This is a genomic window from Winogradskyella tangerina (assembly GCF_003260205.1).
GTDB classification, from domain to species: Bacteria; Bacteroidota; Bacteroidia; order Flavobacteriales; family Flavobacteriaceae; genus Winogradskyella; species Winogradskyella tangerina.
This window is the reverse complement of the sequence record NZ_QERF01000011.1, coordinates 187,778-199,926: the sequence shown is the minus strand read 5'-3', so window position 1 is coordinate 199,926 and position 12,149 is coordinate 187,778. Positions and strand designations below refer to the sequence as shown.

Below are 12,149 nucleotides of genomic sequence, written 5' to 3'. Positions count from 1 at the left end.
TTAAGGTGGTTATAGCGACGGGGCTCACCTCTTACCATTCCGAACAGAGAAGTTAAGCCCGTTTGCGCCGATGGTACTACAATCGTGGAAGAGTAGGTCGCCGCCTTTTTTAAGCCTTCAAGATTTTTCTTGGAGGCTTTTTTTTTGGTAAAAACTTGTTGGTCACACTTTTGGCATGATTAGTTCCTTACAATCGATTTACATCACTAAAGCTCGTAAATCAATGTACTTACTGAATTGCTGCTTCTTTAAATACTTACTTAGAACTTTGAATGGGTCTTTAATTTGTTCAACTTCACTCTAAGTATTTTTCTTTTTTCTACAAGGCAAGACAACATACTTCAGTCAGCTATATAAAGTATCAATAAATGATATCTATAATGCGTAAATCAAAATTTTAGAAATAACGCTTATTACATAATTATTTGCAGTTGTTTACTGCAAGTCCCACATATTACATAACCACATATTTGTAGGAGAAATGCGCTTATTTTGACTCATATTATAAGTAGATATATCTATTAATTCGAACATCAATAGGCATCTACTCAGAATTCTTCGATATGATTCTAAAAAATAGTCCTAAGCACATTCTTTCACTTTGGAAAACTTCAAAATTGTACAGGAATGGATTCATTCTTTTAATCTTATTATCATTGAGTATTGATGGACATTCACAACTTGTTTTCAACGGTATGGTCAATACAGAGGATAATGCTTCTGGTAATATTGATGCTGATTTGGATGGAATTTTCACAGATGGTACATGGAACCTTGATAGTGATTATGATCCTACGATAAGTACCGATGATCAAGAGATTTTATTTCCTCCTAGAGGCGGAATAGGGTTTAATTATAATGTTACAACCGTTTTTAACTGGTCGCTAGATGCAGAGTTTACAGTTATTATTCCAGATCCGGATATTCATTATCTCGTTACCTTTTTTGGTTCTAACGGCATGCCAATAAGTTTTGCCAATAATATAGATGAATATATGATTAGTTGGACCGGAGCCACAGGTAACGCAGTGGTAAATGACCCAGATGGTCAATTGCGAATTGTAGAAGAATCCGACTCATCCATTCGGGTTGAACAGCTTAGAAATGCTACTGGTGACTGCCGAAGAAGTACAGGAGTTTGGGATCATTCTTGTGTTACTTGGTCTGTTTCTGCTCCGGAGGGCGCAAATACAATTCAAGTTACTGGTGTTGATGATGCAAGTCGCTTAGAAGGATTTGGATTTGGAGTAATTTCGCTATCTGACCTTTCGGTGAATAAGGAAGTAGCAGCAACATTACTTGAGGAAGGAGACACTTCAACCTACACCATAACAGTAGAAAATACTACAGATGATTGGGCCGCAACTGGCGTGGAGATCATTGATGTTCTGCCGACAGGTCTAACATTTTTAAACAGTGTAACTTCAAGTGATGGAACCAATTCAGGAGGAACTTATAACCCAATTAATGGTGAATGGTCAATCCCAAAAATATCTGGAGGAGAAATAGCCACCTTAACAATTACATTTCGAGTAGATGAGGGTACGGCAGGTCAAACTATTACAAATACGATTGAGGCCAATAATATAAATATGGCTCAAGAGGATATCGATTCTGATAACAATGGTGTATTAATAGCCGCATTAAACGTTTTATCCTTCGACCGTAGCGATGCACCTGCAACTTACGGCGACGTTCAGCATGAAATTGAAAACGGTTTATTCATAGGTCCGACTGCGCCTGACCATGATGCGTTGAGCTTGGCTGGAGCAGATGCCGACGGAGATGATTCAGACGGCACTGATGACGAAGGTGGGCTGACCACACTCAACTTTGTACAAGGAATAGAAACCTTGGTGGATATTCCTGTTGAAGAAAATGTAGCAGGCAATGGAAATTTAAGTTTGTGGTTAGACCTCAACCTAAATGGTGTTTTCGATGCTGGTGAACAGTTAGCGACTGATGTCAACGACGGAGGACCAAATGATGGAGATGGTAATATTGATGGTAATATTCGACTTTCGTTGACTATTCCATGTACGGCAACCTTAGGTAACACCTTTGCTAGATTACGATGGACCACTGATACAGCCATAGATGCAACCACCAATGCTACAGACGGCGAAGTAGAGGACTATCAGGTTACCATATTATGCGACAACGAAGCCCCAACATGGACAACCTTGGCTGGCGCACTTAACATAACCATAGAATGTGATGATACTAGTGGATTGACAACCGCACAATCACAGTTTCCTGTAGCTTCAGACAACTGTGATACCGATGTCACTAATATTGTGAAGACATCGGGAGCTTTTGTTGTTGGTGTTTGTCCAAATTCAGGAACTTATACGAATACGTGGACCGTTACTGATGACTGCGGAAATATTTCAGAAGTATACACGCAGATCATAACGATTCAAGATACAACCGAACCAACTTGGACAATGGCAAAGGGTGCACTTGACGTCACCATAGAATGTGATGATACTGAAGGTTTGAATGCCGCACAATCTCAGTTTCCTGTAGCTTCATTTGACTGTGATGCAGATGTCACTAATATTGTGAAAACTTCGGGAGCTTTTGTTGTCGGCACTTGTCCAAATTCAGGAACTTATACGAATACTTGGACGGTCACGGATGACTGTGGAAATATTTCAGAAGTATACACGCAGATCATAACGATTCAAGATACGACCTCACCAACTTGGACTACGGCGGTTAATGCCTTAGATATCACCTTAGAATGTGATGATTCTGAAGGTTTGAATGCCGCACAATCTCAGTTTCCTGTAGCTTCAGACAACTGTGATGCCGATGTCACTAATATTGTGAAGACTTCGGGAGCTTTTGTTGTTGGCGCTTGTCCTAATTCAGGAACTTATACGAATACGTGGACGGTCACGGATGACTGTGGAAATGTTTCCGAAGTATTCACGCAGATTATAACGATTCAAGATACGACCTCACCGACTTGGACAACGGCGGTTAATGCCTTAGATATCACCTTAGAATGTGATGATATAGTTGGTTTGAATACTGCACAATCTCAATTTCCTGTAGCTTCTGACAATTGTGATACTGATGTTACTAATATTGTAAAGACATCGGGAGCTTTTGTTACTGGTTCATGTCCTAATGAAGGGACTTACACGAATATGTGGACCGTTACTGATGACTGCGGAAATATTTCAGAAGTATTCACGCAGGTTATAACCATTCAAGATACAACCTCACCAACGTGGATCAATGCACCAATGGATATGACAATTGAGTGCGATGGTACCATCGATCCTGATGGTATGTTCGAAACTTGGCTAAACAGTTTTACAGGGACGGACAATTGTGGTACAGCGATGGTAACACATAATAGTATGGGGCTTAGTGATAATTGTGGAGCAACTGGTAGCGAAACCGTAATATTTACTTTAACTGACGAATGTGGAAACGTAAGTATGACAGATGCCACTTTCACGATTGAAGATACCACACCACCTGAGTTTGTTGGTACACTGCCAACGGATCTATTTGTAGAGTGCGATCAAGTACCCGATGCGGCCACCCTACAGGCAATAGATATTTGTGGTAATACAGAAGTCTATTTTGATGAATATGAAGACGTCGGAAGTTGTAGTGCATTGACCATTTTAACGCGCCGTTGGACAGCTATTGATGATTGTGGAAATGAAACTATACACGAGCAGAGAATCAGTTACTCATGTGAGGTAGAGATATTCAATGGTTTTACACCCAATAATGACGGTATCAATGATTTTTTCAGGCTTGAAGGTATAGACTGTTATCCCAACAATACGCTTTCAATTTATAACCGTTGGGGCGTACTTGTTTTTGAGACTAGTGGCTATGACAATATTTCAAATGTGTTTAGAGGGGAATCTGACGATAGGATTACAATTACGGCAGACAGCAAACTTCCTACAGGTACCTACTACTATGTCCTTCAATATGAATTTGTATTGGGAGATGGCAGTAATTCAAGGATAATAAATAAAGCGGGATACGTGTATATCCAACAATAAGCTCTGCTTATCAAATTTCAGACGAATAGCATCACCCTAATCTTGACCTACTTAAAATATGAAAACTAAAAATATGGTATTGACTCTTTTATGTGTGTTGAGCACAGTTTTTTTATCTGCTCAACAAGAGAGTCAGTACTCCCAATATATGTATAATACCATGAGTATAAATCCGGCTTATGCTGGTAATCGTGGAGTAATGAGTATTAGTGCATTACATCGTTCACAATGGGTTGGATTAGATGGTGCTCCAGAAACACAAACCCTAAATATTCATAGTCCAGTTGGTGAGTCTGGCCGTGTAGGTTTAGGATTTTCAGTAATCCATGATAATATTGGCCCTACAAGTGAGACTCAGTTTGATGCTGTGTTTTCATATACCATTCCGACTTCAGAGAATGCACGGCTGTCATTTGGTCTTCAAGCAGGAGGACATTTGTTGAACGTAGATTTTACAAAATTGAATATTTATACAGATGGTGACCCTGGTTTTCAAAACAATATAGACAACCAATTTTCTCCAAATTTTGGATTTGGGATTTATTACCATCATTCCGATCGATGGTATCTCGGGATGTCTATTCCAAATATACTAGAAACTAAACACTTTGATAGGTCTAGCCTGTCTTCCGTTACTGAACGATTTCATATATACACCATTGGCGGATACGTATTTGATTTAAGTAGAAGTACAAAATTTAAGCCTGCCTTTTTATTAAAAGGAGTAAAAGGTGCTCCTATTGCACTCGATTTATCAGCGAGTTTCATGTTCCATGATAAATTTTCTTTAGGTGCCGCTTATAGGATGGATGTGGCATGGAGCGCTTTAGCTGGGTTCCAACTATCTGACCAGATCATGATAGGATTTGCTTACGACAAAGACACCACTGAATTAGGAAATACCAGTTTTAACGATGGTTCTTATGAAGTATTTATGCGATTCGAACTTTTCAAAAATAAGGGACAATTAATATCTCCAAGATTCTTTTAAACTAAAAAATGATGAAACAAATATTACAAATACTTGTTGTAATTCTCTGTGCTAGTTTCTGCCATGCTCAGAATAGTGCACTGAAACAAGCAACGAAAAATTTTGATAAGGGCGCTTATATAGATGCTATCGTGATTTATGAAGAAGTAATTAAAGAAGGTTATGAATCTGTTGAGATATACAGGAAATTAGGGGATTCATATTATTTCAATGCCATGCTGCCTGAGGCATCTGGCTATTATGATAAAATGTTTGCTTTATCAAAAACATCTCCAGAGAACAATATTACACCCGAATATTATTTCAGATATGCCCAAACGTTAAAGGCGGTTGAACATTACGAGAAAGCAGATGAAATAATGCAAATATTTAATAACAAGACACAATCAGATCAAAGAGCAACAAAATTTTCAAAGGATAAAGATTATCTCAAAACAATTTCCGAATCGAGTAAAATTTATACCATAAGGCTCTTGGGAGAGAATTCTGAGTTTTCAGATTTTGCACCTTCCTATTTTGAGGATGGTTTAGTTTTTTCATCTTCTCGAGATACAGGAGTTGTAAAAAGAATGAGGCATGTTTGGAATAATAAGCCCTTTTTAAATCTTTATGCAGCAGAAATTGACGCAAACGGAGAGCTTCAAAATATCAAACCCTTTTCGAAAAGGGTAAATACGAAATATCATGAGTCTACTTCAGTGTTTGATAAAGATTTCCAAACCATATATTTTACTCGAAATAATTATAACAAAGGCCGCTTCGGAAAAGATTCTACTGGTGTTAATCGGTTAAAAACTTATCGCTCAATTCGAAAAGGAGATAAATGGAGTAAACCAGAGGAACTACCTTTTAATAGTGATGAGTATTCAGTGGCACACCCAGCTTTGAGTCCAGATGGTAAACAATTATATTTTGCCTCTGATATGCCTGGGAGTTTGGGGGATTCAGATTTGTATGTGGTTGATATTTTAAGCGATGGTGATTTTGGTGTGCCCAGAAATCTTGGTTCAGAAATTAACACCGAGGCACGTGAAACTTTTCCATTTATTTCAAAGGATGGTACGCTTTTTTTCGCCTCTGATGGTCATGTAGGTCTTGGGGGGCTCGACATATTCGAAACTAAAATTAGTGCCAATGGAAGCATTGCAGAAATTAAAAATGTCGGAACGCCTGTGAATAGTCCACAAGATGATTTTACCTTCATTTTAAATAGTGATAACAATACTGGTTATTTTGCATCTAACCGTGGAAATGAATTGGGTGATGACAGTATTTATGGATTTAATTTAAAAGAACAAACTCCTGTTAAAGAAACTCCATGCCAGCAGACATTAGACGGATTAGTCAGAGATTTAGATAATAATGCTTTAATGGCTGGAGTTTCAATTGAATTGAGAGATTCAAAGAATCAATTAATTGAAAATACCGTGTCTAATTCTAAGGGCGAATTTAAGTTTGAAAAGGCCATAAATTGTGAAGAAACGTATTTCGTTAGGGCTACCAAAATAGAATACCTCACGGCTGAAAAATTGCTTAAAACCTCCGCAAAACCAGGAGATACACAATTAGAAATGTTTTTAGATCGCAGGATGAAGGAGATCAAACCAGGTGATGACCTCAGTGAAATCCTTAACATTTCAACCGTTTATTTTGATTTAGGTAAACACCATATCCGACCAGATGCAGAGATTGAATTAGCGAAGATTGTGGCTGTAATGAAAAAATTCCCAAAGCTTAATATCGAAGTGCGATCGCATACCGATAGTAGAGCTTCAGACTACTATAATTTGAGCCTTTCCGAAAGACGAAATAAAGCCACTAGAAATTATATTATTAGATCAGGAATTTCCGCAAAACGCCTATCAGGTAAAGGCTACGGAGAGTCTCAACTTGTTAATCGATGTAGTAATGGTGTTGAATGTACTGAGGCCGAACACCAACAAAATCGCAGAAGTGAGTTTATAATAACTAACCCTAAAGGTATGACTAACAATTAGCAATGAGAACAAGCTTTGCAAACAACGAACACCTGAAATAAAAAAGAACGGCAGAGGCCGTTCTTTTTTTGAAATAGTATATGTTTTGTTTTAGTTATCCTTTAATAACACCTCTAGAAATTACAATTTTCTGTATTTCAGAAGTGCCTTCATAGATTTGAGTGATCTTAGCGTCACGCATTAAACGCTCAACATGGTATTCTTTAACAAAACCATTTCCACCGTGAATCTGCACGGCTTCAACGCTCTGTTCCATAGCTACTTTACTTGCATATAATTTTGCCATGGCACTAGACATATCATAGTTATTTCCATTGTCCTTATCCCATGCCGCTTTCATTACTAAATGACGCGCTGCTTCAATTTCGGTATACATATCTGCTAATTTGAAAGCAATAGCCTGATGGTTAGAGATCTCAGTACCGAAAGCTTTACGCTCTTTTGAATATTTTAAAGCAAGTTCGTAAGCCCCAGATGCAATTCCAAGTGCTTGAGCAGCGATTCCGATGCGTCCACCAGAAAGTGTTTTCATAGCGAATTTAAATCCGAAGCCATCTTCACCAATTCTATTTTCCTTAGGAACTTTAACGTCATTAAACTGAAGGGTATGCGTATCACTACCACGGATTCCTAATTTGTCTTCCTTTGGTCCGATATCGAAACCAGGCATGCCTTTTTCAACAATAAACGCATTTATTCCACGATGTCCTTTTTCTCTATCGGTTTGGGCGATTACTAAATATACATCTGAACGTCCACCGTTAGTAATCCAGTTTTTAGTCCCATTCAATATGTAATGATCACCCATGTCTATGGCAGTGGTCTTCTGAGAGGTTGCGTCACTACCTGCTTCTGGTTCACTCAAACAAAAAGCACCGATTTGCTCACCAGTAGCGAGCTTAGTTAGATATTTTTCTTTCTGTGCCTCGGTACCATAAGCTTCAAGACCATAACAAACCAACGAATTATTTACAGAAACCATAACTGAAGCCGACGCGTCAATTTTAGATAATTCTTCCATTATCAACACATAAGAAATGGTATCCATACCACTTCCTCCATATTTAGGATCTACCATTATTCCCATAAATCCAAGTTCACCCATTTTGCGAACCAATTCATCCGGAAATGTTTGTGTATTATCTCTTTCTATTACGCCAGGGAGTAGTTCAGTCTGTGCAAAATCTCTCGCTGCATCACGAATCATTAAATGTTCTTCGGTTAAGCTAAAATCCATAAGGTAATTTTGATTATTGATTTGTTAAAAAATTCATGCAAAGATAACTCTTTCTTGCTGTATTTTCAATAAGTAATGTTATTTTTACTAATATGGCAAAAACTGATTATAAAGTTATAGGTGTAATGTCTGGGACCTCTCTCGACGGAATTGATATCATCTATGCACATTTCGCTTTAGATGGCCATTGGACTTTCGAAATCCTTCAAGCTGAAACTATTAAATATCCTCAAAAATGGACTTCAATATTGAGCAATCTGGTACAAAATTCTAGAGAAGAATTACACCACATTGATGTCGAATACTCTCATTTTCTTGCCAATGTTATTTCAGATTTTATAAAGCGCAATGATTTGCAGCAAATTGATTTTGTGGCTTCGCACGGCCATACGGCGCTTCATCAACCCAGCAAAGGCTATACCTTTCAAATTGGTAATCTACAAACATTAGCCAACTCCATTCAGCAAAGGATAATTTGTGATTTTAGAGTTCAGGATGTTGAGCTTGGCGGACAAGGTGCACCATTGGTTCCGATAGGCGATCGCATGTTATTTAGCGAGTTTGATTATTGCCTTAATCTGGGTGGCTTTGCTAATATTTCATTTGAAAATGACAACACGCGTATAGCCTTTGATATTTGCCCGGTTAATATTGTATTAAATCATTACGTGAAAGATCTTGGGTTCGAGTATGATGATAAAGGAACACTGGCATCGCATGGTAAAATTCATGAAGATCTATTAACACAGCTCAATCAACTTGATTTTTATATTCAAAAATCACCAAAATCATTAGGTTTAGAATGGGTGAAGAGTTATGTGTTTCCTCTTATTGACGCATTGCAAATTGAAATAAAAGATGTCCTTAGAACTGTTGTTGAGCACATTGCAATTCAAATATCAAAAGTTATTGATGTTGAAAGTAAAAGTGTTTTGGTAACTGGTGGAGGTGCATATAATGATTTTCTAATGATGCGAATTAAAGCAATGTCAAGTTCAAAAATTTCGATTCCAGATAATAAAATCATTGAATTTAAAGAGGCCTTGGTTTTCGGTTTGTTGGGAGTTTTAAAAGATAGAAATGAAATTAATTGCCTGAAAAGTGTTACGGGCGCTCGTAAAGATCATTCTTCTGGGAAAATTCTGATTCCTGAGAATTAAAATTAATGTTTATTTCACTTTTAGGGATTAGAGTTTTTTATATTTGTTATAACTAACTAATTACTATAAATTGATAAAGGAATTACTTCACAAGTTCGAAAATAAATCACCCGAAATAGTTTTTCATTGGAACGATTCTGAAACCGACGCCGAAGGTTGGACAGTCATAAACTCATTAAGAGGTGGCGCCGCTGGTGGTGGAACACGCATGCGCAGGGGCCTTGATAGAAATGAGGTGTTATCTCTGGCTAAGACAATGGAAGTGAAATTTACCGTTTCTGGGCCTTCAATCGGAGGTGCTAAGTCTGGGATAAATTTCGACCCGCACGACCCAAGAAAAAAGGGCGTTTTAGAACGCTGGTACGCGGCAGTATCTCCATTATTAAAAAGCTATTATGGTACAGGTGGTGATCTTAACGTAGATGAAATTCATGAAGTGATCCCGATTACTGAAGCTAGTGGTGTGTGGCATCCTCAAGAAGGTGTTTTTGAGGGTCATTTTAAGCCAACCCAAGCAGATAAAATTAATAGAATTGGGCAGTTAAGACAAGGCGTCATTAAGGTTATTGAAAACCCAAAATACTCCCCAGATGTCACCCGAAAATATACGGTAGCAGATATGATCACGGGTTATGGTGTAGCCGTAGCAGCCAAACACTTTTACGCCATTAATGAAAGTACCATTAAAGGTAAACGTGTAGTCGTTCAGGGATTTGGTAATGTTGGGGCTTCTGCAGCTTTTTATTTTGCACAGATGGGTGCGAAAGTTGTTGGAATAATCGATAGAGTAGGTGGTCTTATTAAGGCTGAAGGGTTTTCATTTAAAGAAATTACTGATCTTTATCTTCACAAAAGTGGTAATACTTTGGAAGCAGACAACCTTATACCGTTTGAAGAAATAAACGAACAAATATGGTCCTTAGAGACTGAAATTTTTGCACCTTGTGCAGCATCGCGATTGATCACAAAATCACAGATCGATCAGATGATAGATACCGGTCTCGAGGTAATTACCTGCGGAGCTAATGTGCCGTTTGCAGATAAGGAAATATTTTTTGGACCAATTATGGAGCACACCGATCAAAAGGTGAGTTTAATACCAGATTTTATTTCTAATTGTGGTATGGCAAGAGTATTTGCCTACTTCATGGAACGCAAAGTGCAAATGACCGATGAGGCCATTTTTAATGATACTTCAAAAGTGATTAGAAAAGCATTGAAAGAAGTTAAAAAGAATAATCCTCATAGCGTGGGAATAAGCGAAACGGCTTTTGAGATCGCGCTTAGACAATTAATATAAAATATCCTTTTACTATGGAAACCGTTATAATTTTAGTTTTTATTGGTGGTTATTTGGCCATTACTTTAGAACACAATATTAAGATCGATAAACTTATCCCTGCTTTGGTAATGATGGCTATAAGTTGGGCTCTCATTTCTCTGGGAATTGACGATTTCTCCCAATGGTTCGATACGGCCAAACATAGTTTAATGGAAAACTTTGGTGCTTTAGGTCACGAGGAAAAAATGCACCTTATGGAAGAAACATTATTGCATCATCTGGGTAAAACAGCTGAGATATTAGTTTTCCTTCTTGGTGCAATGACGATTGTGGAAATCATAGATTATTTTGACGGATTCTCCACAATAAAGTCGGCCGTAAACTTTAATAGTCGTAAGAAACTACTTTGGATGTTTTCAATCTTAGCTTTTGTACTTTCAGCGATCATCGATAACCTGACGGCTACAATTGTTTTGATTTCTATTCTTCAAAAAATCGTGAAGGACAGAGATGTGAGGATATGGTACGCCGGACTTATAATTATCGCAGCAAATGCGGGTGGTGCCTGGTCTCCAATTGGGGATGTGACAACAACCATGCTTTGGATAGGAGACAAGGTTTCAACTGGGAAGCTGTTTGTTTATCTCTTTATACCGTCATTATTATGTATGATTGTACCAACTTTTATTGCTTCATTATTGAAACCATTCAAGGGCGATTTAGAATTACAGGAATCAGATAACAAAGCACGAAGTAAATTTAGTTCTACAATGCTATTCTTAGGTTTGGGTGCTATTGTATTTGTGCCAATATTCAAAGTGATCACGCATTTACCACCTTATGTAGGGATGATGCTATCTTTAGGCGTAGTTGCCATCTTTGCGGAGATTTACAGTAATTCAAAATTTGCAATTTCTTCGGCGGTTTCAGATGAGCATCACGAGCATTCTAGTCATAGTCCGGTGCATTATTCACTTTCCAAAATTGAATTACCAAGTATCTTATTTTTCTTAGGAATTTTAATGGCTGTAGCTGCTCTAGAATCTTTAGGTATTCTCTTCGGGTTTGCAGACAGTTTGAAAGAAAATATAGGTCTTATTGGTACCGAACCAACAGGAACTATAGTTTCGGATTTAGTGGTACTTCTGCTAGGAGTTGGATCTGCAGTAATCGACAATGTACCTCTTGTTGCAGCAAGTTTAGGGATGTTCTCTGAACCTTTAGATAATCCGTTATGGCACTTTATTGCCTATTCTGCAGGAACAGGTGGAAGTATGTTAATTATAGGTTCAGCAGCTGGTGTGGTGGCTATGGGTATGGAGAAGATCGACTTTTTCTGGTACTTAAGAAAAATTTCATGGTTAGCACTTGTTGGGTTTATTGCGGGTGCTATTGCCTTTATGGGAACACGAGCATTGTTTTAATATACTTAAGTGAAAAAC

7 protein-coding genes and 1 rRNA gene are annotated in these 12,149 nt (G+C 37.9%); 7 read left to right on the top strand and 1 reads right to left on the bottom strand.

Going from position 1 to position 12,149, the window contains the following annotated elements:
* Position 1: 1 nt before the first annotated feature.
* The 4 genes from rrf to DDY94_RS15855 all read left to right on the top strand — a co-directional run bounded on the left by rrf (position 2) and on the right by DDY94_RS15855 (position 7,028).
* Positions 2 to 109, top strand: a 5S ribosomal RNA gene (gene rrf, locus DDY94_RS15870).
* A 454-nt stretch (positions 110 to 563) separates the two neighbouring features.
* Positions 564 to 4,040 (top strand): T9SS type B sorting domain-containing protein, encoded by a 3,477-nt coding sequence (locus DDY94_RS15865; RefSeq protein ID WP_111685584.1) that lies wholly within the window; start codon positions 564 to 566, stop codon positions 4,038 to 4,040.
* A 58-nt stretch (positions 4,041 to 4,098) separates the two neighbouring features.
* Positions 4,099 to 5,031 (top strand): PorP/SprF family type IX secretion system membrane protein, encoded by a 933-nt coding sequence (locus DDY94_RS15860; protein WP_111685583.1) that lies wholly within the window; start codon positions 4,099 to 4,101, stop codon positions 5,029 to 5,031.
* Between the two features lie 8 nt (positions 5,032 to 5,039).
* Positions 5,040 to 7,028 carry an OmpA family protein gene (locus DDY94_RS15855; protein WP_111685582.1) on the top strand — a complete coding sequence of 663 codons (1,989 nt, stop codon included), beginning with the start codon at positions 5,040 to 5,042 and terminating at the stop codon, positions 7,026 to 7,028.
* Between the two features lie 94 nt (positions 7,029 to 7,122).
* On the opposite strand, the gene DDY94_RS15850 is transcribed toward DDY94_RS15855, so the two are convergent.
* Positions 7,123 to 8,265 carry an acyl-CoA dehydrogenase gene (locus DDY94_RS15850; protein WP_111685581.1) on the bottom strand — a complete coding sequence of 381 codons (1,143 nt, stop codon included), beginning with the start codon at positions 8,263 to 8,265 and terminating at the stop codon, positions 7,123 to 7,125.
* Positions 8,266 to 8,357: 92 nt separating this feature from the next.
* Between DDY94_RS15850 and DDY94_RS15845 the strand changes: the two genes are divergently transcribed.
* From DDY94_RS15845 to nhaD, 3 genes are all read left to right on the top strand, one after another.
* Positions 8,358 to 9,425: an anhydro-N-acetylmuramic acid kinase gene (locus tag DDY94_RS15845; RefSeq protein ID WP_111685580.1), complete on the top strand. Its 1,068-nt coding sequence runs from the start codon at positions 8,358 to 8,360 to the stop codon at positions 9,423 to 9,425.
* A 73-nt stretch (positions 9,426 to 9,498) separates the two neighbouring features.
* Positions 9,499 to 10,725, top strand: a complete 1,227-nt coding sequence (locus DDY94_RS15840; RefSeq protein ID WP_111685589.1) for a Glu/Leu/Phe/Val dehydrogenase dimerization domain-containing protein — start codon at positions 9,499 to 9,501, stop codon at positions 10,723 to 10,725.
* 14 nt (positions 10,726 to 10,739) lie between these two features.
* Positions 10,740 to 12,131, top strand: coding sequence for a sodium:proton antiporter NhaD (nhaD, locus tag DDY94_RS15835; RefSeq protein WP_111685579.1), 1,392 nt, complete (start codon positions 10,740 to 10,742; stop codon positions 12,129 to 12,131).
* The last annotated feature ends 18 nt before the right edge of the window (positions 12,132 to 12,149 follow it).

Bases quoted from the DNA above. Each gene is read 5' to 3' on its own strand.
- DDY94_RS15865 (WP_111685584.1), top strand. From the start codon at position 564: ATGATTCTAAAAAATAGTCCTAAGCACATTCTTTCACTTTGGAAAACT.
- DDY94_RS15860 (WP_111685583.1), top strand. From the start codon at position 4,099: ATGAAAACTAAAAATATGGTATTGACTCTTTTATGTGTGTTGAGCACA.
- DDY94_RS15855 (WP_111685582.1), top strand. From the start codon at position 5,040: ATGATGAAACAAATATTACAAATACTTGTTGTAATTCTCTGTGCTAGT.
- DDY94_RS15850 (WP_111685581.1), bottom strand. From the start codon at position 8,265: ATGGATTTTAGCTTAACCGAAGAACATTTAATGATTCGTGATGCAGCG.
- DDY94_RS15845 (WP_111685580.1), top strand. From the start codon at position 8,358: ATGGCAAAAACTGATTATAAAGTTATAGGTGTAATGTCTGGGACCTCT.
- nhaD (WP_111685579.1), top strand. From the start codon at position 10,740: ATGGAAACCGTTATAATTTTAGTTTTTATTGGTGGTTATTTGGCCATT.